The following is a 26,362-nucleotide window of genomic DNA, read 5'->3' on the forward strand; positions in this document are numbered from 1 at the left end:
CAGAATTATTATTCTGACTACTGGCTGCTGGATTCTGACTTCTAATGTTGAACGAAGTTTATCAAATACTGAATGATTTATTATAAAGAGAGGAATTACTCATGGCGAGTTACAGTCTGAAACCGGTAAAAGTTAAAAAAGTCAAAACAAAATACCGGACGATAAAAACCAGTCTGCCCGTTCCGCAGTCCCTGCCGGTTTTCCGCGCCCTGGAAAAATCCGAGCCGCGCTCCATGATGGGCCAGCCGCCGATTGTCTGGCACAAGGCCGAGGATTTTATCGTCAGCGACAAATGGGGCAACCGCTGGATTGACTGGTCTTCCGGTGTTTTAATCGCCAACGCCGGCCACAGCCGCCGCGAAATCCGCAAGGCGTTAAAGGATATTATTGACCGCGGCCTGCTGGCCTCTTACGTCTTTGTCCATGAACAGCGCGCGGTTCTGACAAAAATGCTGCAGGGTATTTCTCCCGATCCGAAGCGGTACAGTGTTTTCCTTTTGAGCACCGGCGCCGAGGCCACCGAAAACTGCATCAAGCTTTCCAAAACTTATGCGTTGGAAAAATACGGTCCGCAGAAAAAATATTTTGTTACTTTCCAGAACGCGTTCCACGGCCGCACCATGGGCGCGCAGCTTGCCGGCGGCATGCCCCGGCTGAAAAAGTGGATGGGAAAGAGCGATGCTTCTTTCATCCAGGCGCCTTTTCCCGACGGTTACAAGAATGAAAATGTCTCTTTTGAACTCTTCCTGCAAACGATCAGAAAACACAACGTGGCGCCGGACAATATTGCGGGAGTCATGACCGAGACTTACCAGGGCATCGGCCCCGATTTTATGCCGGCGGCCTACGCCCAACAGCTTGAGAAATTCTGCCGCGCGCATGATATCGTCCTCTGTTTTGACGAGGTCCAGGCCGGCTTCGGACGGACCGGTAAAATGTTCGGGTTCCAGCATTACGGCGTAAAACCGGATTTGATTGCCTGCGGGAAGGGCATTTCTTCCTCCCTGCCGATTTCGGCGGTGATCGGCCGGAAGGATATCCAGGGGCTTTACGCGCCCGGCTCCATGACTTCCACCCATTCCGGCTCGCCCTTGCCGGTGGCGGCTGCGATCACCAACCTGAAACTTATTCAAAAAGAACGGCTGGTTGAGCGCGCCGCCAGAATGGGCGATATCCTTGTGCCGGAAATTCATCGCATCCGGCAAAAATATCCCGATGTGCTCGGCTGCGCGCAGGGCAAGGGGCTGGTGGCCGGCATCCAGGTGGTCAAACCCGGCACAAAAACCCCTAATCCGGAACTGGCGTTGAAAATAAACGTGGCCTGTTTCCAGCGCGGCCTGCTCATGTTCGCGCCGGTGGGTGTCGCCGGCGAGTGCCTGAAAATTGCCCCGCCTTTGACTATTTCCGAGGATGCCCTGCGCGAATCAATCGCGGTTTTTGAAGAGGCCGTTGACTCTGTCCTTGTGAAAGCAAAACATAATCAAAGCCATCAATGAAAAGGCAATTGATCAAGGAGAAAGTTGTCGGTCGCCGCCGGTTTCAATCGCAGGTGTCTCCCATTGAAAGTCATCGCCGCGCCATGGCGCTGCAAGTGCGCGTGGATCGTCTGAACCCATTCTGCAGGCCACGCGGATTCGTTTTCAAGGCAAAATCCTGGGCGGATTATGAGGCTTGGAAGAAAAAACAAACCAATCCCCGCTTATGGTAGATACCATGTCTTCTTCTTCCAGCGCAGTCAATCCGGATCCGTTAACGCGTGTCTGTTCCCTGCTCAATAAGCACGGCGTCAGATACATGGTCGTGGGCGGTCATGCCTGCATTTTGCACGGCCTGGTTCGGACGACCGAAGACATTGATATCCTTGTGGAAGAATCCGAGGATAATTACCGCCGGATTATTACAGCCCTTTCCGAAATGGAAGACGGCGCCGCCCGGGAGCTGACCCCGCGGGATTTTCAGGACAACCTGGTCGTCAAGGTGGCGGATGAAGTGGAAGTGGATATCAGTCGCCGCGCCTGGAAAGTCGCCTATATAGATGCCAGGGATTCCGTTTGTTACGCAGAGATTGACGGTGTCCGAATTCCATATGCGGATTTAAAAACCCTGATTACCAGCAAAGAGACATATCGGGAACAGGATCGCGCCGACTTGCTGCGCCTTCGCGCGCTGGCCAGGATTGTTAAGCCCAGTCCGCAAAATAAGGAGTGATTTTATGGATAAGGACAATGTGCGCCAGATTGTTTCTAAATTACTCGCAACGGATTCGCCGTCCGCCGTCCGCATCGTTGATATTCATACCCACCTCTTTGATCCGGCCATGGGTTCAATGCTGCTCTGGGGTATTGACGAGTTGTTAACTTACCATTACCTCGCGGCCGAGGTTTTCCGCGCCCGGCCCGACCTGCCTTATGCCATGTTCTGGAAATGGCCGAAACGGAAACAGGCGGATCTGGTCTGGAGTGAATTATTCGTGAAGCGCTCGCCCGTCTCCGAGGCCTGCCGCGGCGTGCTCACCGTTTTGCAGGCCCTCGGACTGGATGCCAATGTCAACCGGCTTGATAAAATCAGGAAATATTTCGCCGCCCGGAATGTCCGCGATTATACTGCCCTGGTTTTCAAGCTTTCGGGCGTGTCAAAAGTTTATATGACCAATGATCCGTTGGATGCCGTGGAAAGAAAATGCTGGCAGAAGGGATTCCGGCGCGACCCCCGTTTCCTGGCGGCCTTGCGGCTGGACAGTTTCCTCATGAACTGGCCGTCCGGCGCCGCCGCCCTTAAGGAACTGGGGTACGACGTTGATTCTTCGCTGTCGGGCAGGACCTTGAGCGAGGTGCGCCGCTATTTGAACGATTGGATCCGCAAAATGCAGGCAAAATACATGGCCGTCAGCCTGCCGCCTTCATTCCGTTACCCGGCCGACGATTCGCCCCTTTCCGACCTGCTGGCCAAAGCGGTGATTCCGATGGCGCGCGAACATAATCTGCCGGTGGCCATGATGGTCGGCGTCAAAAAGCTCGTGAATCCCTCCCTCAGATTGGCCGGCGATTCGGTCGGCCGGGCCGATTTGAGCGCGGTGGAAAATCTGGCTTGTGAATTCGGCGATGTGAAATTCATGGTTACCGCGCTGGCGCGGGAAAATACGCACGAGCTGTGCGTGATCGCGCGCAAGTTCAGGAACGTGCTTCCGTTCGGATGCTGGTGGTTTTTGAATAATCCTGAACTGATCCGCGAGATGACCGCGATGCGCCTGGAACTCCTGGGGCTTTCCTTTATCCCCCAGCATTCCGACGCCAGAATTCTTGACCAGCTCATCTATAAATGGGCGCATTCGCGCGCGCTGATCGGCGAAGTGTTAAGCCGGAAATATGAGGACATGGTCAATGCCGGCCGGAGCGCGCGCGCCGGAGATATCAAACGCGACCTGGCGGTTCTGTTCGGGGATGCATTGCTGACGGGAAGCGGGAATAGTATAGCGTAGAGCGGATAGCGTATAGGAAAACTAAACGCTCTACGTTAACCGCTCCCCTCCAAAGCGGGCTCTGCCCGCAACCCAATGTTATTAATGCTTCCTTTCCCATGTGGTGCGAATTTGGTTAGAAAAAGGCGGCGGCGATTCCGGCTCATCTGGCCCGTTGCCGCCCTCGCGCATACACGAGTATAGCGCTTCGCGCGGCGCCGGTCCATCTGAACCGGACTGGCCTTTCTTTTTCGAATCCGGCTCCGCCGGAAGCCAAATTCGCCCTACGCTTGCATCGGGCTTCGCTCAAAGCTACGCCCGAGTTCCCGTTAAAGACGTGCAACCCTTCCGCCAAATCCTTGATGCTCTCTCAAAACCACGCCTTCAAAACTCCCGCCGTATCCGCTCCCTGGAAATAACCGGTAAAGACCGCGATTTCCTTCAGGCCTTGTCCGATCCGAAGTTTGCCGTCTCCGGCCTGACCAATAAAGACCTCCGGCAGACATTACGTCTCACCGCTTGGGCCAAGGGCGGATCCGAAAAACAGCTTTCCGCCCGCATCAGCCGCCATCTGCGCCTCATGCGCGATCACGGCCTCATCCGCAAAATGTCCAACCAGCGCCGTTATCTTCTCACTTCCTCAGGCCAAATATTAACCACCGCGCTCAATGCACTCCTGGCCGCATCCACACAACAGCTCGTCAATCTTGCCGCTTAAGCGGGCAAGTTCGCGCCAGCGGTGTGGCGCTCCTACAATCTTGATTTTCCTGAGAAATGTATCCGGCGTATGCCGGACGACGAGCCGATTTTTTCTGGATTTTTGCAACTGACTCTCACGAGATACGAGAGACGGTCCGGCAGGTGGAAACTTACGTCGCAATTACCTCGTAAAGCCGCGGGCACATTCCGGAGCGCTCCAGCGCGCGGCGCATCATGCGCGCCGCCGGCGGGATATATTGCGCGAACCTGGCCGTCTCGCCGCGCGCCGCCAGCCTTCCGTAGGCGCCCAGCGCCTGGCAAAGCCGCTGCACGCTTCCCAGCCAGAAAATATCCGGCGAAATTTGCGCTTTTTTGTCCGCATGGCGGTTGTAAAAATCCAGCAGTGAAATCTGAAGAGAAACCGGCAGGTTGACGTAGGGGTCGCACAAGAGCGATGCCAGGTCATAGGCGGCCGGCCCGAAACGCATTCCCTGAAAGTCAATAAAATAGGGCCGGCGCCGGAAAAACAGGATATTACTTGATTGCAGGTCGCGGTGAATCAACACCCGCCGTTCGCGGTTGAGAATTTCGCCGACTGCCGTGAGCTCGTCCAGGACAGTTTTGATCCCGGCCCGGCCGGGGCGAAGATAAGGCGCCAGGAAAAAGCGGACGAAGAAATCGCGCTCCCAGAGGTAAAGATCGGGGGAAAAAGGCGCCGTCATTTCCAGCCGTATCCGCCGCGCTTTTGCAGCGCCTTGTTCGTGCAGAACAAGGACCGCTTGCAGGACGCGCCGGTAATATCGCGCGAGCTGCTTTGGATGACAATCCGCCGCGATTTGCTGGAGCGATACGTCGCCGAGGTCCTGCATGAGCATGAATTGCCGCTCCGGAAAATCGGCGATTAACGCCGGCGTGTTCAGCCCCAGTTTTTTAAGGAAAACGGTTTGCCGGGCATAAAGGCAGTTTTCATGCCGTTCGCGGCTGTAGCGGACCATGATACAGCTTTTTTTGCCGGCCCCGCTTATCCGCGTGAAAGACCGCGCCGATCCGCGCGGCTCAAACGGCATGATAACGGTTCGGGATGGATCAAGTCCGAGGCGCGCCAGCGCCAGGTTTAACTGGATGTCCGGAGATTGCCCGCGCAACGGAGTTTTTGCGGCCAGGCGCGGAACGCGGGCGTTGACTGCGCATTCCGCGCCCACGACCGCGTCTTTAACTATGGCTTTCGGGCCAACCACGGCCCGGGGCCAGATGACCGCGTTTTCAATCCGGGCGCCCGGCCGGATTTCCGCCGTTTTGTCAATTACGGCAAACCCCTTTATTAATATGCCTTTCTTTTGTAATGATGCCGCGGGTTGTGTCCGGCCGGGATTGAAAAGCGTCCGGCCCGGCAGTTTTTTACGATGGGCGGCGATGATTTCGGCATGGGCCTGGAGATATGATTCGGGCGTGCCAAGGTCGGCCCAGTATGAGCCTGGCACGCATACGCCGCAGACATTTTTGCCGTCCCTGATGGCGTTCTGGTAGGCCTGGATGATGGAGCAAAATGATTCTCCGGGGAGATATTTGAGCAAAGCGGGAGAGATCAACTGCAGGCCGCAGAAGGTGTAAGTTCCCTCTGTGCCGGGACGGCTGGTCTGGAAATTAACGATATTACCGCGCCGGATTTCAACGGTCCGGGGGCCGCGTTCCCGCTCCACCCAGAGTGCGGCGATTGGATGGCGCCGCGCGAATTCGCGCAAAATACGGCGCGGTTCCAGGACCGCGGCGATATCGGCATTAACCATCCAGAACGGATCAGCGTCCAGGAACCATCCGGCGCGCCGCAATGCCCCGCCCGTCCCCAGAATTTCCGGCTCAAACGAAAGGGAAATCCGCATGCCGGCCGGCGATTCTTTTTTCAGATATGTACAAAGCGGAGTCGGATTGAAATGGAGATTCAAGAGAACCTCCTTTACGCCCCAGCCGGCCAGTATTTCCAGCAGGCGGCCGACGACCGGTTGCCCCCAGAGCGGCATGAGCGGTTTGGGCGTATCCAGGCTCAAGGGGTGCATCCTCGTGCCAAGCCCGGCGGCCAGGATAATTGCCTTTCGCGGTTTTTGCATTTGCCGGGAGCATACCGGATACAGGGCAACAGGGCAAAATGAAAAGCTGGCAATTAATGCCTCATTGTGGTAGCTTTTAAATATGTTGATCCTGGCCGTTGAACAATCAACCGATGCCGGCAGTGTCGCCCTTCTGGACGGTGAAAAAATTCTCGGCGAACGCGCATGGGACGGTTTTGTCCTGCGCAGTTCCGGGCTTTTTACCGCGTTAAAAGATTTGCTGTTAGCGGTTTCCGCGGGTTTGACGGATGTTTCCCATTACGTCGTTGACGCGGGGCCGGGCGCTTACGGCGGCCTGCGCGTCTCTTTCGCGGCCGTGCGCGCCTTTGTTTTGCCGGCATCCCGGCCAATCTATGCCCTGACCAGCGCCGAGGCGCTCGCCTTTGAGACCATGGAGAGATTTTCGGTTGAGAAGGTTCAGGTGGTCGGCGATGCGCGCCGGCGGCAGTTATGGTCCGGCCTTTACGGGAAAAATGGAAATATTCCCCTGGCGCAGTCAAGTCTCCGGTTGATTCCCGAAGATGAATTTCAGCCGGCCGCGGGGGCCATGCTGGTTAGCCCGGACTGGCATCGGCTTCAGGCCAGATTGAAATCAGCCGCGGCGGCCGGCGCGTTCGTGGTTGAGGAAACTCGCGTGCCGCATGCGGGTTTCCTTGGAAAACTTGCCTGGCGGAAAATGCAATCGGGTTTTCCGGGCGAATTATTGAAACCGGTCTATCTCCATGCGGCGGTGGAAAGCATGAAATGCGTCCCGGAAAACGCGAAGTAAAAAGCGCAATAAAACTTAAAATGATTATGGAATTATCAATATGATCACGATATTTGATCCCCTGAAAATTAAGAATATAACCCTGCCGAACCGGATCGTGCGCAGTGCCACCGGCGAGCGGATCGCGACGCGGGGCGAATTTTCCGGCGATTTGCTCGGTGAAAAATACGCGGCCCTGGCCAGGGGCGGGGCGGGGCTGATTATTTCCGGCCATGTGGCCGTGCATCCCTCCGGCAAAATTTATGAGACCATGGCCTCCATTTATTCCGACGCGGATTTCCGGGCGTGGCGCCGGGCGATTGACATTACGCACGCGGCGGGCGGCATCCTCTTTCTCCAGCTTAATCACGGCGGCGGGCGCTGTTCAAAATATGCGGGCGGCGCAGCGGTCTGCGTTTCGCCCCTGGCGGATTTCCCGGGGGACCCCATGGAAGGGCGCGAATTGACCGCTGAAAAAATCAGCGAATTAAGCGGGGCTTTTGCCGATGCGGCGCTTAAAGCGCGTGAGCTTGGAGCGGACGGCGTGCAGATTCACGCCGCCCACGGTTATCTCGTCAGCCAGTTTCTTTCCCCCCTCACAAATCGCCGCAAAGATGAATGGGGGTCTTCCCTGGAAAATCGCGCCAGGTTTTTGCGGTCGGTAATTTGCGCGGCGCGCCGGGCGGTTGGAAAAGATTTTCCGGTGGGAGTCAAAATAGGCGCCTGCGACGATGACTCCGGCGGGCTGAAAATGGAGGAAACCCTGCAGGTTGCGAAATGGCTGGAGACGGAAGGCCTTGATTTTATTGAGATTTCCGGAGGGTTCCGAAAGGATATTGCCTTGCGCAAGGTGCGGCCGGGAGTAAATGAGGGCTATTACCTGCCTTTCACCGCCCGGTTCAAAAACGAATTGAGCATTCCGGTTTTTGCCGTGGGCGGTTTGCGCAGCGTCGTCAAGATGAATGAAGCGCTTGCCTTGAAGCAATGCGACGCCATTGCGATGTCGCGTCCGCTGATCTGCCAGCCCGACTTGCCGTTGATTCTGCGCGCCGGCGGCGAAAGCGCCTGCCGCGGATGCAGCCTGTGTCTATTGAAACCCGACGGGCCGACCGTCTGCCACATGCGGTCCTGATTCCGGTCTGCGGTCTTTACGTTTCGGCGGCAAGCGTGTTTTATTGTCCGCCGGCGCGGTCAACCGGGAGTTTGCTGAATGGCATTGGCGTCTTCGGCGGGCGTGTAATTGGGGACGATTGTTTTCAGCAGTTTGCGGATGTCGTCCGTCCGGCCTTGCACCGCAGCCTGGAGGAGCTGGGCCACGAGTTCATCGGATTTTAAATTGGCGGGTGATGAGGGCGGATCGCCGCCGGCCACGAATATTTTCTCGTGGCGCGTGCGGCGGTAGTTTTCGCCGTCCCTGAAAAGCTCTTCAAACAGTTTCTCGCCCGGCCTGAGGCCGGTGAAAACGATTTCAATATCCCTTCCGACCTGCTTGCCCGAAAGCTCAATCAGGTCCCGGGCCAGGTCAACGATTTTGATCGGCTGGCCCATGTCCAGCACGAACACGCCGGTTTGGCATTCGGCCCCCGCGAGCGTGGCGGCCTGGAGCACCAGTTGAACCGCCTCGGGGATGGTCATGAAATAGCGCTTTACTTCGGGGTGCGTTACGGTTACCGGGCCGCCGCGCGCGATTTGTTCGCGGAACATGGGCACAACGCTGCCGCGGCTGCCCAGAACATTTCCGAACCGCACGGCGACGTAGGGCCGGCCTGTTTTTTGCGCCACGCCCTGCACTATTTTTTCCGCCACCCGTTTTGTGGCCCCCATGATGTTGGTCGGGTTGACGGCCTTGTCGGATGAAATCAGGACAAAGCGCTCAACCGCAAACCGTTCCGCGAGTTGAAGCAGAGTCCGTGTGCCGCCCACGTTGTTGGTAACCGCGTCCGCGCTGTTGTCTTCCATCATCGGCACGTGTTTATGGGCGGCGGCGTGAAAGACCACCTGCGGCCTGCTCTGTTCAAAAACGGAAGTCAAGCGCGGCAAGTCGCGGATATCGGCCACCGCCGCTTTCAAAGAAAGTTTCGGCCAACGCCGGCGCAGTTCCTGCTCAATCAAAAAAACACTGTTTTCGCCGTGCCCCAGAAGGATAATGAGTCCGGGCGAACACTGCGCAATCTGGCGGCAGAGCTCAGAGCCGATTGAGCCGCCGGCGCCGGTAACCAGCACGCGCTTGCCGGACAGCATTTTTTCAACTTCCGCGGCGTTAATTTTGACCGGCTCGCGGCGGAGGAGGTCTTCAATGTCCAGGTTGCGCAGCTGCCCGACACTGAGCTGGCCGGAGAGAATCTCGTACATGCCCGGTATTGTCTGCGACGGCACGCCGGCGGTTTCGCAGAGCGTTTTGATTTCACGGATCACGCTGCCGGGGGCGGTGGGAATGGCGATGACCACCTCTTCAACTTTATATTTTCTGACCAGGGAAGGAATATCCCGGCGGGTTCCCAGGACCGGAATGCCGTGAATGGATTTCTTTTGTTTAGCCGGGTCGTCATCCGCGAAACCGACCGGGTCAAAATTTATGTGCAGACTGGAGAGCATTTCGCGGGCGATCATGGAACCGGCGTCGCCGGCGCCCACGATCAGGACTGATTTGTTCGGCTGCAAGGGGGTTGCGCGCCGACGTTTATGAGCCGCAATCCGGACGCTGAAACGCGCGCCGCCGGCCGCCATCAGCGTCAGCAGTCCGTCAATAAACGGCACTGACCGCGGCAGGTTTCGTCCGGCGTCCAGGCCCGCTATCCCGGCGCCGAAAAACAGCCCGGCGACAATCACGGTCGCGGTTCCGACGGCGAGGATTATGCTGACCAGTTCATCCACGCTGGCATAACGCCAGTAGCGCCGGTAAAGGCCGAACATGCTGAAAACAGCCAGTTTGACTCCCAGCGCCAGGATCGTGAAATTGATCAGGGCCGGTTTATAGTGCGCAACCCATCCGGCGCTGTCCACGCGCATGGCCAGGGCGAGGGTGGGGATCATTGCCAGGAGCGCAATATCCAGCAAAAACAAGTACCGGTTTCGCATACAAATTGAAAAATATCACTGAACGGCGTAAACTGCAATCCGATTCCGGGACCATATTTTCCGGAACTTTTCCGGGTTGGCTTCCAGATAATTTTGCGTTTCCGCGGAATAACAGCGGCTCATTTTAACGGGAAAATCTTCGGGCCAATGCCGCGCGATCCGGCCGGTGGCGCTTAAGCCGCCCCAGCGGCGATTGATGACAATCAGCCCGCGGCCGCGGAGTTTTTCCCAGGTGTAAGGGCGCGGCTCTTCCGCCGCCGGTTTTGAGGAATGCAGCCATTCCACGGGGCGGCAGGTGTTTTTCGGGGCGTAACACCACAGGAATCGGGCGGATATTTTATCCGTCAGGATCACCTTGTTTTCATATTCGGCCAATGCTCGCCCCAGGTCTTCCCATGCAAGGTAGTCGTTGTTAACGGGAATTTTCCGCAAGGTGTAGACTTTGCTGTAGGGCGCATAAACGCCGGCCGCGTTGACCGGGAAAACCAGTCCGACCAATCCGGCAATAATCAGGATGCATCCCGCAAATTTAAGCCATGCCGTCCGCGGCGTTCCCCTGGCGTATTCCCGCGCCTTGCCCAGGAAATAAACCAGGAAATAACCGCCGACAAACGGCAGGGGAATCAAGTAAATAAAACGATATAACGCCATCGCCTGTCTTATCCGCACTATCAGGTCAATCGTCAGGGGGTTGAAAATTGTCAACCATGGAACCACAATCATGCCCGCCAGGAGGTAGGGCAGTTTGACAAAGCGCCGGATCGCCAGAAAGAACAACAGGTACACAAACAGCCCCCAGCATCCGATCACCTGGTAAAAAAGGAAGAGCTGGTACGCCGCCAGGCGCAGGTAGGGATTTTGCGGGGGACTGATCAGCGCGCTGCGGAAAATGAAGTTGACCGGCTCGGACGGAACATTGATATGCGGCAGAATCGTGCGGTCGGAGACCCAGGGGCCCGGGCGGCAATCCCGGATGACCGCAAACCCGGCGAAAAAGACAATCAGGAGAACCGCGGCCATGATCGCGGTTTTCCATTCTCCGGTTGTCCAGCCGCGCGGGCGCGCAAGCGGGCCGCGGCAACCGCGGAAATTCACAGGTTTGTTCCGTAAACTGACCGCCGTTTTTGTCAGGCTAAGCGCCAGGGTCATGAAAAAGATGAACAATGCCTCCTGGGTGTGAACCGCATTAGTAACGATCAATAAAACCGGCGCGATCCAGAGCGCGTGGCCGAAGCGCCCCTGGCGTTCGCCGCCGAACCAGTAATTTGATTTCAGCCAGGCCATGATCGCCGCCATAGCCGCGAGGAAGAGGACGTAATTGAGAATGGTTGGGCCGAAGGTGTAATAACGGATATAGGCAAACACCGCATTGCCCGTTGTAACGGCGGCAAACAGCGAAGCCGCCGCGGCCATCATCATTTTTTTAAAAGAGGAAAGACGCAATCCGGCGAACAAATACAGGGCGAAATAATAAATTCCCAGCAGAAAGACGATCACATTCGCAAATGTCAGCGCCCGGAGCGAATCCATAATTGCCAGGCCGGAAACCAGGCAAAGCCAGGCATGCAGGAAATACCAATGCTGGCCCTGCACCAGGAAGACCGAGCTGAAAGACGGATTGCCGGAAAATGCGCCCTTGTCCACCACCATTAATTTCTGCGCTTGAAACCGTTCAATGTGCGTCAGGGCATCGGAAGGAATTTCAAGATAGACGCCGGCGTAAAGGAGATAACCGCAGATTATTCCGGCCAGCGCGAGGGGGATCGCGGCGCGTGAAAAGGCGCGCCGGCGCATAAAGCTTTTCCCGCCCGGTCCCCGGCCTCCGGTTCTTGCCCCGCTGCCGTTTCCCGCCGCCTGGGGCTTAACGGAACGATTTGAATTCAATTTTACAATTGTCCTTGCCAGCGCCCCGGCCGCCAGAATCGCCCAGAGCGCGAAAAAACACCATTGCCAGCGGGCGATCGGCAGGGCGTAATATTTACAGGGGAGGAGCGTGAGCACGAGCAGGGAATAGGAAAGGGCAAACGAAAGCAGGAAGCGGAATTTCCTGATCCCCAGCATTACGGCGGTAAAAAATCCCGGCAGAAAAAACAAGGCAAGAAACAGTCCCAAATAGATGATAACGGAAGAAAACATTTTTTATCTATTTTTTTCCACCGCAGAAGCGCAGAGATCGCAGGGCTCAGTTTCCCGTCTCTGCGTTTTCCAGCGCGGCGGCGGGGCAGTTCTTTAAAACGGCGCGATGCCGTACCTCCGCCAGTAAAGCGCGGTTTTAATTATCTCGTTGTTGACCGCCACCAACCCCTCGTCGTTCCGCCACCAGTTGTCCGGCGTGTACGGAAGGTTGGTGGAAGAGCTCACGTGCAGGACGATATTGGTGTCGGGCAGACAATGGCGGAGCGTGTTCATGGCGCGGCGGGCGTGATACCAGCTGGTTACGAGCAGTATGGATTTGACTCTTTTTTGTTTTGCCCTGGCCGCGATGGCCAGCGCGTCCTCGTAAGTGCTCGTGGAGTTCAGGAAAAATATTTTTTCGGAGGGCACGCCCCGGCGTTCGGCAAGGTACAAAATTATTTCCGGATCCATGAGGTCGTTTTTTTGCTCCAACTTTCCTTTGCCGGTGTACCATAATTCCGGCGCCAGGCCGCGCTTGAACAATTCCAGTCCGTGGCATAAACGCTCCGGGCCGCCGCCGGCCAGGACGGCGATTGCTTCCGCGTTTTTGACATCAGGGGGCACCCAAAACCAGCGCCCGATGGCCGGCAGCCATGAGTTGGCGGAGCTGATAACAAGCAGCGCCAGGACCAGGACGGCGTAAGTCACCGTGAAAAATGGTTTTTTTTCTCTCATTCAGATGATATTTTTTAAGCCGGATAGAGTCATTCGTAATGGGGAATTAATCGTACACCGTCATATTGCGGCAAAGGTGTCTGCGGCATACCATCAATAATGCCAGTATTGTATTGCAAAATAGCGTTGTCAACTTCATTTTGCAGGGAATATACTTGATACCTGAAACTATGAATTTTGCATCGCGAGCCGCAGAGCCTGTTGAGCAGTCCGCGGGCATCATTTTTTATGCCATTTGCAGAAGATAACATCATCCTCAAACAATTCCTGGGGGGCGATCGTGAAGTCGGGTTTTTTCAGCACGCCTTTGTCCCTGTATTCAGCCTGGGAATCCAAGGCATAGGCCGCCAACTCGCTGCAGATCCACTTGTCTTCTTCGTTCAGGAGGCGGCCGATGAATTTATGGGGTTTATCGCCGAAAACGGCCTTGGACCATCGTCCGAGGAAACAGCCTTGCATGGCTTGTGCGGCAATCAGGAGCTTATCGTATTGGGCGCCCACCTGCCGCGCGGCCGCGCGCACGATCCGCCTTCCGATTTTTTGCGTGTAGCGGCGCGGTTTTCGGAAAAAGATTTGCGTCGTGCGGCTGTTGAAATATTTTATTAAAGGTTGCTTTACTACCCCTTGCCCCATCTGGGCTTCAATGCAAATATTTTTCCCCGCCACGACCAGCACATGGGAAACTTTTATGTCGCTCATACGCGTCCAACGCGTGAAATATGCGATGCCGTGCGACACAATGGATGAGTCGTCAAAAGTGAAGCCGATATAACCGATCTTATAGTTCACGCCGTATAATGGCGTCAGCGATTTAAGTTTCATTTTTTTGCGCTGTTCCCGCTGGCGGGGGTTATGGGATAACCCCGGGTGTTTATGTTTTCTCCCCCCGCCGCAGGCGGCGTTCCCGCCAGAATGTCAGGGCCGGCAATCCGCCCGCGCAAATTGCCGCCGCGGTTAAAGCCAAAACGAGGTTTTTTTCGGGGTGGGCAATGTAAGCCGCGCCCGATAACACGCCGGTTGCCGCCAAACCGGCATACAGAAGCGTTACCGCCTGGTGGGAAAGCCCCGTAATTACCAGGCGCTGGTAAAGATGGGAGCGGTGCGCGGCTAAAACATTTTCGCGGTTGATCAGGCGGCGTAAAAAAGTGAATGCCGCGTCAAATACAAACGGCCATACGAATAAAACGCCGATCAGCATGCAACGCGGGTCCTGTTGTCCGGCCATTAAGGGCAGCGCCGCGAAGGAAAAGCCCAGGAAGGCGCTCCCCACGTCGCCCATGAATATTTTAGCCGGAGGCCAGTTGTGCCCCAGAAAACCGAGATTGGATGCCGCCAGCAGCAGGCCGAACGCGCTTAAAAAGGGGTGGGGCAGCATTATTCCCGCGATTGTCCATCCCAATCCGGCCATAACCGCCTGAGAGCCGGCAATCCCGTCAATGCCGTCCATAAAGTTATAGGCGTTTGTCAACCCCACAATCCAAAGCAAGGTCAGCAACCAGCCCCATAAGCCCAGTTTGAAACATCCCAGGGCGGGCAAAATTGCCGTATCCCATACGCCGAAAGCAAAACATGCCAATATGGCGGCGGCCAGGTGAACGGCAAATCTGACAACAGTTGAAAGTGAACGCAGGTCGTCAAGCCAGCTGACCCCGGCAATCAGCAAAGCGCCAAGGGTGAATATCAGCCATTGTTGCGCGTTTATCCCGGCGGGCATAAAGGGCAAAACAAACCAACTGCCTCCCAGCGCCACGGCGACAACGGCGAGCCCTCCGCCGCGCGGGGTGGGGCGGGTGTGCGAACTGCGCGCGTTGGGAATGTCAAGCAGGCGCTGGCCGATCCAGCGGCGCAGGCCGCCTGTAAGAAAATAAGCAAGCGCAAACGCGGAGAATGAAATGACAATATAAAGCACTTAAAAATCTTCCGTTGTTTTTATTTCGCGCATCGTTTCCTGCCAGCCCCTGATCAAATCATACTGCGGGGTAAATCCCAATTCCGTTTGAATTTTTTTTCCTTCAACCGCGATATCCTCGGTGTATTTGTCAATGATCGCGCGGTTCAAAGGCGGCCGGCGGCCGAGCAAATTGAAAACATCTTCAAACAATCCGGCCGCGGCGCGGGCCGGGCCGGGCGGGATTGAAAATCGCGGGGGGCGGCGTCCCAGGGCGGCGCTGATTGCCGCAATGATTGCATGCATCTCATGAAATTTTCCATCGGTTACATTATAAATTCCGCCGGCCGCCGCCGGATGTTGAACCGCAAGGGCAACCGCCCGCGCCGCATCCCTGTCATAAACCAGCGTGCGCCGGTTCCCGCCGGCGCCGATTGGAATAAAACGGTTGCGGGCCAATGCCTTGACGAGCGTTTCGTAATTTCCCTTGATCCGCGCGCCGTAGATTGCGCCGAAACGCAGGATTGTTCCGATTGCCTTGCAATCCGCGCTTCGGGCGTTCAAGACGATTTTTTCGGCCGCCAGCTTGGTTTCGGCATAATAGGTTTCCGGACGGGTGGGGGAAGACTCGTTTAAAATCCGTCCGTTTGAAAAGCCATATACCGCGATTGTGCTGGCCAGCACAATTTTTTTTACGCCGGCCTTGGCCGCCGCTTCGGCAATCGCCGCCGTTCCGCCAACGTTGACGCGTTCATATTTCGCGCGCAGTTCAGGCGGCGGGTCAACGATGTGCAGCAGCGCCGCCAGGTGCACAACCGCATCAATATCCCGCATGGCGGATTGCGCGGTTGCCGGGTCGGTTACATCGCCGGTCAGAAATTCCGTTTGCGCGGGGAATGCGCCGGGTTGCGGTTTGTCCAGCGCCAAGGCGCGGAGCGTATGGCCCGCATCGTGCAGCGCCTGCACGATAGACGGTCCAACCGCGCCGGTCGCTCCTGTAACGAGAATATTCATTTTTATGGGTTAATGCCTTCTTTGCAATAAGCCGGAACATGCGGGCGTTTAAAATAATTCCAGTTCGGACTGGCGGAGATGGCCTGCGGTTTTGAATCGGCCGGCTGATGCCAGAGGTGTAACGCGCGCGCATCCTGAACAACCGACAGGCCTTTTACGCCGGCCCGGTAGAGCCGCCGGGCAAAATCGTCATCCTCCAGCCCCCAGCCTGTGAAATTTTCGTCAAACCCGTTGACGCGTTCAACGTCCTTGCGGAAAAGTGAAAAATGGCACCCCAGGATTTTGGGTTTGTGCGGCGCGGATAATCCCAGCCGGCGCAGGAGTAGATTCCGCTGGAACCTGCGGTGGATTTTGGGCAGGCGGCTTTTATCGGCTTCGTCCCAGAGCGTTTCCAGCAGGCGCGCGCTTATGCTTCCGCGCAATGCAGATGCGGAGCTGTCTTTGTCCAGCAGGGCGCGGTTGCCGGCCAGGAAACGCCCGGCGCCGGCGCGCCGCAAATGTTTTTCCAGCGTTTCCGGGAGCAATAGGATATCGCAGTCAATAAAAACCAGGTATTCTCCCGTTGAGGCGCGGACGGCGTTGTTGCGCACGGCGGCCAGCCGGTAGCCTTTGTGTTCCTGGCGCACGTAACGGACCGGAAAAGGGAGGCCGTCAAATGCGGCGCGCATTTTCCGGACGCATTTTTCGTCGGAGCCGTCATCGGAAACAATGGCTTCGTCCGGCATCCTGGGACCCAGCGCCAGGGCGCGCAGGCAGGCGGCCAGCATGTCCGGCCTGTTATAAACGTTAATGAGCACGCTGGTTTTCATGCCAGCTCTTCCAGTAAAATTTCCGCGGCGCGCTCTTCCGCGCCGGGTTTTCCGAGGATGGTCCGAACGCGGTCAAGTTCCCTGATCATTTCGTTCCGCGTTTTTCCGGGAACGACCAGCGGGGCCAGAGCCGCGGCCAGTTTTTCCGGAACGGCCTGGTTCTGGATCAGTTCCGGACAGATTTGCCGGCCGGCCACGATATTCACCATGCCCAGGAACGGCACGCGGATCAGGAGCCGGCCGGCCAGATAGGTCGGCCATCGCACCCGGTAGACCACGACCATGGGGCAGCCCATGAGGGCCGTTTCAATCGTGGCGGTCCCGGAGGCCACCCAGGCGGCGTCGGCCTGTCTCAGAATTTGGCGGGTATTGTCCAGGATAATCGCGAAATTTCCGGCCGTTTTCAAGGGGGCCAGAGTTTCCTCAATCCATCCGGCCGCCGCGTGCGAAGCGGCCGCGATAATAAAACCGGCGTCCGGTTGTTTCTCTTTTAAAATAAGGGCCGCTTCGGCCATGGCCGGCAAAATCAGACCTATCTCCTGCTTGCGGCTGCCCGGCAGCAGGGCTATTTTAGGAGAACCGTTCCAGGGCAATGCAGCCGGCGGCTTGGAACGGGCGGTTTCCGCCGGCCCGGCCAGGGGATGGCCCACAAAGTCAACTTTCAATTTTGTGCCTTTGAAGATATCCGCTTCAAATGGGAATATGGAGATAAGCCGGTCAACGTTTTCAGACATACCGGCGATGCGGCCGCGGTTCCAGGCCCAGACCTGCGGGCAAATATAATAAACGACCCGGCGGCCGGCCTTATGAGCGGCGGCCGCAAACGGCAGGTTAAAGCCGGGATAATCCACGAGCAGAACGGCGTCGGGGGCGCGTGCCCGGAGCAGGGCGGTCATCGCATTAAAAGTTTTCCTGAAAAAAAAATATTTGCGCAAAACCTCGCTGAGGCCGAGCACGGCCATATCGCGCGTGTGGCGGCAGATTTCCATGCCGGCTTTGGCAAGCTCCTCCCCGCCGATCCCGAAAAAATCAACATGGCCGGCGCGCCGGCGCAAGGCGCGCACGAGCGCGGCGGCATGCATGTCGCCGGAGACTTCGCCGGCAATCACCATGACCGATTTGTTCTTCATTTATATTTCAGCGCTTGCCGTCTTTAGGGCCATATTGCGCTGTGGGCTCGGCCGCGTATCTCTGCGGGGAAGCCGATGTATCCGGATTTTGATCCTGCCAACGCAGCGGAAAAGTGATTTTTCCGCCGTTCGCCTCCAGTTGGTCCACGAAAGATTTAACCATAATGCGGATCAAGACGGACTTGGTCAGCCCCAATCGTTTCGCGGCGCGGTTCAGACGGCGGTTCAAATCGGTATCCAAGCGCACAGGCAGCGATGCTTCTTTTCTCATGGCGCTCCTTTGTCTTCCTGTTTTTATCGCTATGCGGAAAAAATAGCGGAAAAGCCGGGTTTAGAAAAGAAATATTATGACGAAAAAATATATTGACAAGCCATATACAACGCTCTACATTGTAGAGCATAAGGAAAAAGCATCAGAAATCCGTTTTGATGCCCGGCGACCTGAAAGAGCGAGTGCAACGTCTGGCGCGTCTGAACAATATAACGTGTTGCGAATTAGTTCGCTTGTCCATCAGCGTCAAACTTGCCGATTATGAGACCGGCCGTCAGCCGTTGAATGGCGTTGAAATGCGGGATTCTGTTTCCGCGCCGCCGCCGGCTAGTGTGGCGAATGACATGGAGGTCTGCCGGGAGTGAGAAAACGCGCGCTTGGGACAGGCGCTCTTTTTGGTGCGCGGCGTTTATGGAGAAAAAAACAGGAAAATCTTTGCGCCCTCTGCTGCCCGTATGCGCCTACTGCCGGAAAACGCGCAATAGCAAAGGGGGCTGGGAGCAGGTTGAAATGTGCGTCATCAATAATTCGCGCGCAGAACTTACGCATGGGATTTGCCCGGAATGCATGATAAAGATTAAAATGTATATCCGCGCCCTTGGTATTACCTGAATATTGCACGAATTTCGTGCAATATTCAGGTAATATTTTGTTCCGGGAAAAAAGCGGCGCCGGACAGGGAGCGACTATTCGGGCTTCGGCCGCTATGTATGAGTCCCATTAAACAGGGATAATGAGTAACCGAATTTTATTCAGGCTCAAACCGGTGATATGTTTTCTGTCGCCGTGGTTAATAACCTGTGTTTCAAGCATGGCCGTTGATCAGCGTCAAATTATTGCCGAAGGCGATGCGCAATGGCACGCCATCGCCGGTTCGGGCAGTCTGGCAATCAGCGTTTCGTATTCCGCAGACAGCGCGCTGGCCATAAATTGTCCGGTCGGCGTTTCAGCCAATGCTGATTTTTTCAATGATGGCGGCTTTTATATCCGGCATGACGTGCGCCGCACGATCTTCCGCTGTGATTTTGACGGCGACGGGCGGACAGACGCCTGGACTTATGACGAAGAAAACGGGATATGGTATTTTATCCTCTCAACTTCTTCGGGAATGATTCAATCTGTAAATTTTGGCGGGCCGGGGGGGTTGGCCTGTCCCGAAGATTACGACGGCGACGGCAAAGCGGATCCGTGCATCTATTGGCAGGCGGATGGCTTGTGGCAAATGGCATTGTCAGACAGCAGTTACGCATCCGCGATATACGTTGTGCCGCCGGAAGAATTGCCTGCGGCCGGCGATTATGACGGTGATGGATATGCCGATTTCGCCTTCTTTATGCCGGAAACACAACGCTGGACGGTGTTTCTTTCAAAGCAATTGTACGCCGTCGTTGTGTTTTTCTATGGCGAGGCCAATGCGATGCCGGCTGTTGCCGACTTTGACGGCGACGGTCTGACGGATCCTGCCGTTTATCAGGAAGAAACCGGACGCTGGATGGTAACGTTGTCTTCCGGTCAGTACAGATCGGTTTCTTTTTCCCTAGGCGGCTGCGGTTATCTGCCGGTGCCGGCCGATTATGACGGCGATCTCATAGCTGATCCAATGGTCTACGAGCCGAGTGCCGGTTTCTGGAAAGGATTTCTTTCCGCTGAGGGGTATCAGGGCGTTGACGCCCATTTCGGCGGCGAAGGCGCAATGCCGTATAGAGGTGATTATGATAACGACGGAATGTCGGATCTGGCCGTTTTAAGCCGGGACCAAACCGCATTATTTCTGTTCAAATCAACCGAAGGTTTTGCCGTTATTCCTCCCCGGTAACCCATGTTTTTTCTTTTGGCGTGACGCCCGTGTTTGTGCGTTATCAATCGCATGAGAACATTGAACGGCAAATATATCATGCGGATATGTCTCCTTGTCTGGCTTTGGCCGTTGGCCTTTCTTCAGGCTGAACCGGCCGGCGTGATAAACTATCAGGGACGACTGCTGGATAAATACGGCCGGCGCGTAAATTCTCCGGTTGAAATCATATTCCGCATATTTAACGGCGGGAAGGAACCGCTCTGGTCGGAAAAACACGATTCTATACCGGTCAAAGACGGATTGTATTCAACGACTCTCGGTTCGCAGACGCCGCTTCCTGCGTCAATATTTGAAGACGATGAATTATACTTTGAAATATGCATCAACGGAGAAACACTGTCTCCCCGCCAGCGCATTACCGCTTCCCCCTATGCGCTCACCGCGCGGACCGTCAGCGGTCCGGACCTGTATGTCGCGCCGAATGGGAGAGTGGGAATCGGTACGCAAACCCCCAGTGAAAAACTGGATGTTAAAGGCGCCATTCAGGTCGCAGGCTTCAAAATGCCGGCCGGCGCGGCCGCCGGTTATGTGCTGGTTTCCGATGCCGCCGGCGCCGGCCGTTGGCAGGCTGTTTTGCCCGGCGACGCCGGCATTACCAACTGGGCTAACGAAGTGTTTTCGCCGGCTACCAATGATCTCTGGGCCGCGGTCAACGCGCGCGTTGCGGCTTCCGCTTATAGCATTGCCACCGGAAATCTATGGACAGCCGTCGGCCGGCGCGTTTTCATCGCCGATTATTCTGCCGCGACCGGCGAAATCTGGAATGCAATCAGTATGCGCCTGCCGGTAAGCGGCGGAGTAATGAGCGGGCCGTTGACCAATAACGCCGGTTTTTTCGGCGACGGCGCCGGTCTCACCAATATTCAGGTTGTCGTCACGGATACGGCGGCCGTTCATAAGGCCGGCGATTCAATGACCGGCCCGCTGATCGTGAGCAATAATCTGTCCGTATCCGGCCGCGTGATCTGGGATCCGGGCAATCAGACCATATATGACAATAATACCACAATCCAGGTGGCGCGGGCGTTCACAAGAATCGGAACCGATGGAACGCTCCGGGACTTCGCCGGTTGTGCGCTGCAAATTGCTCCGGGCGCAGCCGGCCAGGCGCTTATTATCCAGGCCACCAACAGCTGTGTCAGGCTGAGCGACGGCAAGGGCCTCAAACTGGCCGAGGGCGTGAATTTTTATATGAGCACCAATGATCTTATTCAATTCATTTATGACGGGTCAAACTGGGTTGAAATCCGGCGGACGGACAATGACGACCATTACCGCCCCTGAATAAAAACAACAGACGCATTCAGTCTGATTTTTTGAATGCGAAAATAAGGAAAGGAGGGAAGACGGATACAAAAATGTTCGCAAGTCAACTGTAACAGTTAAACGAAACGGAAAAAGGAGTAAATAAGCAATGAAGATGAGACAGATAACAATGAGAGCAATAATCGGTGCGGTCACCGCGCTTGCGGCGTTGTCGCCGGCCGTTGTGTCGGCTGTTGAGGACGGCCAGGGCACCAACGTGGTCAGAAGTTTACGTGCTACCGAAGCCATAGAGCTGGGTGGCGAAAGGATTGCGTCCTGGAATGAGATACCGGGCACAGACCTGACGGAACTGGAAAGCGCAACGAACGCGTTGAATGCGCGCGTTGGCAACCTGGAAAGTGCCACGAATGCGCTGAATGACGCCGTCAACGCGGAAACCACGGCGCGTGAAAACGCCGACGCCGCCCTGCAGGATAATATTAACGCCGAAACCCTGGCGCGCGAAAACGCGGATTCTGCATTGGAAAGTGCAACGAACGTGTTGAATACGCGCGTTGGCAATCTGGAAAGCGCCACGAATGCGCTGAATGACGCCGTCAACGCGGAAACCACGGCGCGCGAAAACGCGGATATTGCCCTGCAGGATGCCACGAACTCGCTAAACGGCCGCGTCGGCAGCCTGGAAACGGCCACGAACGCGCTCGATTCGTCCGTCAACGCGTTGAATGCGCGCACGAATGACTGGAATATGGCCGTTTATACGCCCGGCTCGCAGCAGATTCCCGATAATAATACGACGGTGTCGGTTGCCCGGGCGGTCGCGAAGATCGGCAACGACGGCTCTCCGGTGTCGTTCTCGGATTGCGAGAAGTCAATCGCGGCGGGATCCATCGGTCAGTTCCTCACGGTCATCTGTACCAATGACGCTCCTATCAAGTTTAGCAACGGCAAGGGCGTGATACTTGCGGAAGGCGTGAGTTTTTCAATGAATTCCCATGACGTCATTCAACTGGTTTATGACGGAGCAAATTGGGTGGAAGTGCATCGGACGGATAATTAAAGCGTTCCGTTGCGGCGAGTGACAAATTTACGGAGAAGTTTGCCCGGGCGCTGGCCAGGGTTTGAAACCTTGCCGGCGGTCGGCCAACCGCTGGTTTGAGATGAGGGCCATGCCGCATCAGCGCCTTGGTGGCCGGAAATTTGCCAGGAAAAGCATGCGGCAGGCAGATTGCCATCGGCATCGTGCGTAGCCTTGCGGGTGGCGGTTCGCTGTGGGGTCTTAATCCATGCCTTTCGTCCGGCGGCAGGCTCCTCAAGACGGTGATATATGAATAAAAAAAGAGCCCTTGAAATATCGGCCATGGTCGCGCTTGGCATTCTGGCGCCGTCATTTACATTTGGCGTAGAAACCGGGACGAGCACTAACCAGGCCGCCAATTTTTACGCCACGAATTCCATGACTTTGCGGGGCACGACCATCACCGGATGGCGTGATTTGACCAATGTTCTGGATTCTTTCTATGTCAGGGATGCTTCATTCTGGTCTCATTATCCGGCGGTCGGCAATGTTGACTTGGCGAACAGGGAATTGATCAATGTGTCGGCCTTGACGCTGGGCGGCCGGCGCAGAAGGGATTGGCCGGGACAAACCATAACCTTTCTGGCCCAGGGATCGGCTTTCCGTTGGAGGAACCAGCCGACGGATATGACGGAATTCGCCGGATATACTATCCACAGAACGCAGGTTGATTTGTCGGATTATACCGAGGCCAGATTGACGGTTCTGGTTGCTACCGCCAACACTACCCAGGGGGCCGGCATTCTTGTGCAATATTCCACGGACCAATCAGATTGGGATTATCTGGACGGTGATTCCGGTCCCGGCGTTTCCATTACCTCAACCGGATTAAAGGCAAGCAAATGGGTAAAGCTTACTCAAGGAGCACGGCAAGACGTGTGCATCCGCATTGTGGGAATTAAGGGTGGGGATCGCAGTCCCTCTTTCGGTCTTATTACTTTACAGTTAAAATAATGAGAAAACAAGGCGGTCAACCCTGTCCGCAGATGTGCCGGCGGATATCAACGGCCAGCTTCAGGGCCGCGGCCGCCCATTCGCCGCTTACCACGGGACTGCTGCGGGCCCGCACGCAATCAATGAACGAGGCCAGCTCCATGTCAAGGGTATTGCCCTTTTCTATGGGGACCCGTTCCTTTTCTATTCGGCCGGCCTGGCGCCGGTATATTTCGCCCGACTGGCGCTGGTAATCCAGCGAGATATAGGCGTCCTCCTGGAACACGCGGATTTTCCGCAGGCTTTCCGGGCTGATCCGGCTGGTGGTTACATTGGCGACGCAGCCGTTCTCAAAACTCAAACGCGCGTTGGCGATGTCCTCGCTCAGGCTCAAGACCGGAACGCCGACCGCGTGGATTTCCCTGACCGGCGCGCGGACGAGGTGCAGGATGATTTCAAGGTCGTGAATCATCAGGTCCAGGACCACGCTCACTTCCGTTCCGCGCGGCTTGCCGCCGAAAAGCGGCGGGGCGGGGTAGGGAGACAGGCGGTGAGCCTCAATGAATCTGGGCCGGGCGATTACCGATTCTAAAAATTTCATGACCGGGTTGAAGCGCTCCTGGTGTCCCACCTGTAAAATCAATTTCGTTTGCCGCGCCAGGGCCACCATCTCCTCCGCCTCGGCCGTGGTCACGGCAATCGGTTTTTCAACCAGCAGGTTGACCCCGCGCGCAAGCATCTGCATGGCAACTGCATGATGTTTATCGGCCGGCACGGCGATGCTGGCCGCCTCAACCCGCTCCGCCAGCTCGTTGAAGTCGTTGAAGGCGCGCGTGTTGTAGCGGGCGGCTATTTCCTGCGCGCGGCGCGCGTTGATATCATACACCCCGGCCAGTTCCGCGCCAGGCAGTTCTGAATAAACGCGGGCGTGCCATTGCCCCAGACTGCCAACCCCGACCACGCCGACCTTTACTTTTCTAATATCAGTATTTAACGTATTTTTGGTTTCCGTCACTTTGTGCCTTCTGCCTCTGTGCCTTTGTGCCTGCTATTTTCCGTATCCACCGCCACCAGCGCCAGTCCCATCCGATCGGCCTCCGCGATAATTTTATCCGGCTCAAGCATGATGGTCCGCCCGGCCTCAACGGCCAGGGCGGCGGCTTTTATCTTTTTCAGGATTTTCATGGTTTTGAGTCCGACCACCGGAATATCGTAACGCATGTCGTGGTCGTTTCTCGCCGTCTTAACCACCACCGCGCCCGTGCCGCCCAAATCTCCGGCGCGCAGAATAGTCTGATCGGTTCCCTCAAACGCCTCTACCGCCAGAATGACGCCTTCCTTGACGACGACCGTCTGGCCGATTTCAAGGGCGCTGACGGCTTTCGCCGCGCGCATGCCGAGTTCAATGTCCTTTTGTTCGCGTTCGGTCGGCGGCCGGAGGCTGAGCTGGCCGGCCTTCGGCAATGAATTTTCCATGAACTGCCAGGCAGGGAGCAATTGCACGCCAATGGCGGAAAATTCCGCGCAGACCGCGCCGAAAATTGTCCGCGCGTTGCGCTGCCGCATCCCGGCCAGAAGCGCCAGCGCTTTGGCGTCCGGCCGCAGACGGAACAGGCTGAGCGGCGTGATTTGTCCGGCCATGACGGCATGTTTGACGCCGCTGGCCTTGACCGCTTCCAGGACGGCGCCTAACTGGCCGAATTTGAACCAGAGGGTTTCATCCGCGAGTTTTTCAATTGCCCGTTCGGTTTCGTTCTTGAAGGCCGCCGCGAATATTTTCCGCACGCCCTGCCGGCGGGCCGACTCCGCCAGCATCAGCGGATATGCGCCGCGCCCGGCGATAACGGCCAGCTCATCAGGAATATCAAGGAGATCAGCTTTCATTCGGACGGGCCAGGGTCTGTTGGCGGAAGGACAATCTAAGCAATCGTGTACGCATGACCAGCAGAATAACGGTAAATATGCCAACTGTCTATGCATATTTGCCTGTTTTTTGCCCGGATGCCATTTCTTCGTCTCGTTAAATTATCAACCTTCCTTTGTTTTTCGCCGGAACGCGGAAGGTGAAAGACCGACAACCCTGGTAAAAGCCCGGCTGAAACTGTATATGTCTTCGAATCCGCACGCGTCGGCAACTTTGCCAATGCTCAGGCCGGAATTCAGCAGAAGACGCGATGCTTCTTCCATGCGCATTTTTTCATGGAGCTTCATAATTCCGCATCCGAATCGCCTGTTGCAAATCCGTTGCGCTTTTGGCCGACTGCAATTAATCTGTTTGGCGGCATCCGTCACGTTTATGGAACGGCGGTTCCAAGTCTCGAGAATCCTGGCAAGACGCATGGCCTCCGGATCGCTTTTACTTTCAAGCTTTGATCCAATCAGGCCGACCGTCCAGTCCATGAGCGTGTTCAGCATGCGCAATCTCGCCACGTTTCCCAGAATGACGGCATCTGCCTTCAGACTCTCCAGCCAAGACACGTGGAAACCCATGGAGTGGATGGCCGGAACCGGAAAGGCCGTTCTCATTGCGTCCACCAAGCCCATCTTGTCGGGCTTGGTGGTGAAATTAAGGCCGAATTGCCGGTGTCCGGCGCTTGTTTTAAGCCTATGACTGCGGCCGGGCGGCAATATATGGACATAGCCGGGGGCAATCGCTTTCCATCCCTCGCCATAATCCACTTCCAGTCGCCCATCCAGCACTTGGATTGCTTGAAAATGGGGATGGCTGTGGAAATCATACTTTTGACCGGCCGCCCATACGATCAGATTGTAGTTGTTCCACGGCTTTACGCCAATCATCCGGTGAGACGAATTGCCAAAACTTTGAGACGACCTGCTATTCACAATAAATGCATTTACGTGTATTTTGATTCTAAATCAAGAAAAATCGGCGCGGTTCAAAAGTTCACGGTTCAGTGTTTACGGTTGGCGAAAATAACAACAGGAGGAGGCGCACAACAATGAAGATGAAGATAACAATGGTATACCTAATATCAGTTTTAATGTCGCTGAAGGGCGCTTGCAGTTTGGCGCAGGATGTTAAAACAAAACCGGATTCCATTGCTGTCCTAATTAGCCGAAAGCCAGTTGTATCTGAACATTCGCTGTTCACAAGTAATCCGGGCAAGGTAAATCTTGATCTCTGGGGGTGGGAGACTACCCCGTTCTACCAGCGTGT

At 56.0% G+C, this 26,362-nt stretch carries 24 protein-coding genes; 11 read left to right on the forward strand and 13 right to left on the reverse strand.

All coding sequences use genetic code 11. The features are described 5' to 3' along the window. The first annotated feature begins 101 nt into the window (after positions 1 to 101). The 4 genes from PHP98_04525 (at position 102) to PHP98_04540 (ending at position 4,175) form a co-directional block, all read left to right on the forward strand. A complete protein-coding gene (locus tag PHP98_04525) occupies positions 102 to 1,496 on the forward strand; it encodes an aminotransferase class III-fold pyridoxal phosphate-dependent enzyme (GenBank protein ID MDD5482898.1) in 1,395 nt (464 codons plus the stop codon). 175 nt (positions 1,497 to 1,671) lie between these two features. After that, on the forward strand, positions 1,672 to 2,208 hold the full coding sequence (locus PHP98_04530; protein MDD5482899.1) for a hypothetical protein: 537 nt from the start codon (positions 1,672 to 1,674) through the stop codon (positions 2,206 to 2,208). 4 nt (positions 2,209 to 2,212) lie between these two features. Next, the gene (locus PHP98_04535) at positions 2,213 to 3,478 is read left to right on the forward strand and encodes a glucuronate isomerase (GenBank protein ID MDD5482900.1); all 1,266 of its coding nucleotides are present in this window, start codon (positions 2,213 to 2,215) and stop codon (positions 3,476 to 3,478) included. Between the two features lie 316 nt (positions 3,479 to 3,794). Then, on the forward strand, positions 3,795 to 4,175 hold the full coding sequence (locus tag PHP98_04540; protein MDD5482901.1) for a hypothetical protein: 381 nt from the start codon (positions 3,795 to 3,797) through the stop codon (positions 4,173 to 4,175). A gap of 151 nt (positions 4,176 to 4,326) precedes the next feature. Here the strand turns inward: PHP98_04540 and PHP98_04545 are convergent, their stop codons facing one another. Next, positions 4,327 to 6,261: a sugar phosphate nucleotidyltransferase gene (locus PHP98_04545; GenBank protein ID MDD5482902.1), complete on the reverse strand. Its 1,935-nt coding sequence runs from the start codon at positions 6,259 to 6,261 to the stop codon at positions 4,327 to 4,329. 82 nt (positions 6,262 to 6,343) lie between these two features. Between PHP98_04545 and tsaB the strand changes: the two genes are divergently transcribed. Beyond that, entirely contained in the window at positions 6,344 to 7,030 is a 687-nt protein-coding gene (gene tsaB, locus PHP98_04550; GenBank protein ID MDD5482903.1) for a tRNA (adenosine(37)-N6)-threonylcarbamoyltransferase complex dimerization subunit type 1 TsaB, read from the forward strand. A 40-nt stretch (positions 7,031 to 7,070) separates the two neighbouring features. Then, on the forward strand, positions 7,071 to 8,141 hold the full coding sequence (locus PHP98_04555) for an NADH:flavin oxidoreductase (GenBank protein MDD5482904.1): 1,071 nt from the start codon (positions 7,071 to 7,073) through the stop codon (positions 8,139 to 8,141). Between the two features lie 59 nt (positions 8,142 to 8,200). Here the strand turns inward: PHP98_04555 and PHP98_04560 are convergent, their stop codons facing one another. The 9 genes from PHP98_04560 to PHP98_04600 form a co-directional block, all read right to left on the reverse strand. Beyond that, the gene (locus tag PHP98_04560; protein MDD5482905.1) at positions 8,201 to 10,087 is read right to left on the reverse strand and encodes a nucleoside-diphosphate sugar epimerase/dehydratase; all 1,887 of its coding nucleotides are present in this window, start codon (positions 10,085 to 10,087) and stop codon (positions 8,201 to 8,203) included. A gap of 15 nt (positions 10,088 to 10,102) precedes the next feature. After that, a complete protein-coding gene (locus PHP98_04565) occupies positions 10,103 to 12,223 on the reverse strand; it encodes a hypothetical protein (protein ID MDD5482906.1) in 2,121 nt (706 codons plus the stop codon). A gap of 93 nt (positions 12,224 to 12,316) precedes the next feature. Beyond that, positions 12,317 to 12,937: a YdcF family protein gene (locus tag PHP98_04570; GenBank protein MDD5482907.1), complete on the reverse strand. Its 621-nt coding sequence runs from the start codon at positions 12,935 to 12,937 to the stop codon at positions 12,317 to 12,319. A 219-nt stretch (positions 12,938 to 13,156) separates the two neighbouring features. Continuing rightward, the gene (locus PHP98_04575) at positions 13,157 to 13,759 is read right to left on the reverse strand and encodes a hypothetical protein (protein MDD5482908.1); all 603 of its coding nucleotides are present in this window, start codon (positions 13,757 to 13,759) and stop codon (positions 13,157 to 13,159) included. Positions 13,760 to 13,808: 49 nt separating this feature from the next. Further along, positions 13,809 to 14,846 (reverse strand): glycosyltransferase family 4 protein, encoded by a 1,038-nt coding sequence (locus PHP98_04580; GenBank protein MDD5482909.1) that lies wholly within the window; start codon positions 14,844 to 14,846, stop codon positions 13,809 to 13,811. Further along, complete coding sequence (locus PHP98_04585; protein ID MDD5482910.1) at positions 14,847 to 15,839, reverse strand: NAD-dependent epimerase/dehydratase family protein; 993 nt, start codon at positions 15,837 to 15,839, stop codon at positions 14,847 to 14,849. A gap of 2 nt (positions 15,840 to 15,841) precedes the next feature. Beyond that, a complete protein-coding gene (locus PHP98_04590; protein MDD5482911.1) occupies positions 15,842 to 16,648 on the reverse strand; it encodes a glycosyltransferase in 807 nt (268 codons plus the stop codon). Then, positions 16,645 to 17,778 carry a lipid-A-disaccharide synthase gene (gene lpxB / locus PHP98_04595; GenBank protein ID MDD5482912.1) on the reverse strand — a complete coding sequence of 378 codons (1,134 nt, stop codon included), beginning with the start codon at positions 17,776 to 17,778 and terminating at the stop codon, positions 16,645 to 16,647. Before lpxB ends, PHP98_04590 begins: the two co-directional genes overlap by 4 nt. Before the next feature lie 7 nt (positions 17,779 to 17,785). Then, on the reverse strand, positions 17,786 to 18,049 hold the full coding sequence (locus PHP98_04600; GenBank protein MDD5482913.1) for a ribbon-helix-helix domain-containing protein: 264 nt from the start codon (positions 18,047 to 18,049) through the stop codon (positions 17,786 to 17,788). 811 nt (positions 18,050 to 18,860) lie between these two features. Between PHP98_04600 and PHP98_04605 the strand changes: the two genes are divergently transcribed. From PHP98_04605 to PHP98_04620, 4 genes are all read left to right on the forward strand, one after another. Next, positions 18,861 to 19,865 carry a VCBS repeat-containing protein gene (locus tag PHP98_04605; protein MDD5482914.1) on the forward strand — a complete coding sequence of 335 codons (1,005 nt, stop codon included), beginning with the start codon at positions 18,861 to 18,863 and terminating at the stop codon, positions 19,863 to 19,865. 51 nt (positions 19,866 to 19,916) lie between these two features. Beyond that, a complete protein-coding gene (locus tag PHP98_04610; protein ID MDD5482915.1) occupies positions 19,917 to 21,191 on the forward strand; it encodes a hypothetical protein in 1,275 nt (424 codons plus the stop codon). 151 nt (positions 21,192 to 21,342) lie between these two features. Then, positions 21,343 to 22,233, forward strand: coding sequence for a hypothetical protein (locus PHP98_04615; GenBank protein MDD5482916.1), 891 nt, complete (start codon positions 21,343 to 21,345; stop codon positions 22,231 to 22,233). A 267-nt stretch (positions 22,234 to 22,500) separates the two neighbouring features. Next, positions 22,501 to 23,205, forward strand: coding sequence for a hypothetical protein (locus PHP98_04620; protein MDD5482917.1), 705 nt, complete (start codon positions 22,501 to 22,503; stop codon positions 23,203 to 23,205). A gap of 16 nt (positions 23,206 to 23,221) precedes the next feature. On the opposite strand, the gene PHP98_04625 is transcribed toward PHP98_04620, so the two are convergent. The 3 genes from PHP98_04625 to PHP98_04635 form a co-directional block, all read right to left on the reverse strand. Continuing rightward, positions 23,222 to 24,199: a Gfo/Idh/MocA family oxidoreductase gene (locus tag PHP98_04625; GenBank protein ID MDD5482918.1), complete on the reverse strand. Its 978-nt coding sequence runs from the start codon at positions 24,197 to 24,199 to the stop codon at positions 23,222 to 23,224. Then, the gene (lpxI, locus tag PHP98_04630; protein MDD5482919.1) at positions 24,196 to 25,068 is read right to left on the reverse strand and encodes a UDP-2,3-diacylglucosamine diphosphatase LpxI; all 873 of its coding nucleotides are present in this window, start codon (positions 25,066 to 25,068) and stop codon (positions 24,196 to 24,198) included. The genes PHP98_04625 and lpxI overlap by 4 nt, the downstream gene beginning before the upstream one ends. Before the next feature lie 144 nt (positions 25,069 to 25,212). Next, positions 25,213 to 25,983, reverse strand: coding sequence for a helix-turn-helix domain-containing protein (locus PHP98_04635; protein MDD5482920.1), 771 nt, complete (start codon positions 25,981 to 25,983; stop codon positions 25,213 to 25,215). A gap of 161 nt (positions 25,984 to 26,144) precedes the next feature. Between PHP98_04635 and PHP98_04640 the strand changes: the two genes are divergently transcribed. Continuing rightward, positions 26,145 to 26,362 (forward strand): hypothetical protein (locus PHP98_04640; protein MDD5482921.1); only part of this gene is annotated, 218 nt, incomplete at its 3' end.

The organism is Kiritimatiellia bacterium (assembly GCA_028715905.1).
In the GTDB taxonomy this organism is placed as follows: Bacteria; Verrucomicrobiota; Kiritimatiellia; order JAAZAB01; family JAAZAB01; genus JAQUQV01.

Bases quoted from the DNA above. Each gene is read 5' to 3' on its own strand.
- PHP98_04525 (MDD5482898.1), top strand. From the start codon at position 102: ATGGCGAGTTACAGTCTGAAACCGGTAAAAGTTAAAAAAGTCAAAACA.
- PHP98_04535 (MDD5482900.1), top strand. From the start codon at position 2,213: ATGGATAAGGACAATGTGCGCCAGATTGTTTCTAAATTACTCGCAACG.
- PHP98_04545 (MDD5482902.1), bottom strand. From the start codon at position 6,261: ATGCAAAAACCGCGAAAGGCAATTATCCTGGCCGCCGGGCTTGGCACG.
- tsaB (MDD5482903.1), top strand. From the start codon at position 6,344: ATGTTGATCCTGGCCGTTGAACAATCAACCGATGCCGGCAGTGTCGCC.
- PHP98_04555 (MDD5482904.1), top strand. From the start codon at position 7,071: ATGATCACGATATTTGATCCCCTGAAAATTAAGAATATAACCCTGCCG.
- PHP98_04560 (MDD5482905.1), bottom strand. From the start codon at position 10,087: ATGCGAAACCGGTACTTGTTTTTGCTGGATATTGCGCTCCTGGCAATG.
- PHP98_04565 (MDD5482906.1), bottom strand. From the start codon at position 12,223: ATGTTTTCTTCCGTTATCATCTATTTGGGACTGTTTCTTGCCTTGTTT.
- PHP98_04570 (MDD5482907.1), bottom strand. From the start codon at position 12,937: ATGAGAGAAAAAAAACCATTTTTCACGGTGACTTACGCCGTCCTGGTC.
- PHP98_04575 (MDD5482908.1), bottom strand. From the start codon at position 13,759: ATGAAACTTAAATCGCTGACGCCATTATACGGCGTGAACTATAAGATC.
- PHP98_04585 (MDD5482910.1), bottom strand. From the start codon at position 15,839: ATGAATATTCTCGTTACAGGAGCGACCGGCGCGGTTGGACCGTCTATC.
- PHP98_04590 (MDD5482911.1), bottom strand. From the start codon at position 16,648: ATGAAAACCAGCGTGCTCATTAACGTTTATAACAGGCCGGACATGCTG.
- lpxB (MDD5482912.1), bottom strand. From the start codon at position 17,778: ATGAAGAACAAATCGGTCATGGTGATTGCCGGCGAAGTCTCCGGCGAC.
- PHP98_04600 (MDD5482913.1), bottom strand. From the start codon at position 18,049: ATGAGAAAAGAAGCATCGCTGCCTGTGCGCTTGGATACCGATTTGAAC.
- PHP98_04605 (MDD5482914.1), top strand. From the start codon at position 18,861: ATGGCCGTTGATCAGCGTCAAATTATTGCCGAAGGCGATGCGCAATGG.
- PHP98_04610 (MDD5482915.1), top strand. From the start codon at position 19,917: ATGAGAACATTGAACGGCAAATATATCATGCGGATATGTCTCCTTGTC.
- PHP98_04615 (MDD5482916.1), top strand. From the start codon at position 21,343: ATGAGAGCAATAATCGGTGCGGTCACCGCGCTTGCGGCGTTGTCGCCG.
- PHP98_04620 (MDD5482917.1), top strand. From the start codon at position 22,501: ATGAATAAAAAAAGAGCCCTTGAAATATCGGCCATGGTCGCGCTTGGC.
- lpxI (MDD5482919.1), bottom strand. From the start codon at position 25,068: ATGAAAGCTGATCTCCTTGATATTCCTGATGAGCTGGCCGTTATCGCC.
- PHP98_04635 (MDD5482920.1), bottom strand. From the start codon at position 25,983: ATGATTGGCGTAAAGCCGTGGAACAACTACAATCTGATCGTATGGGCG.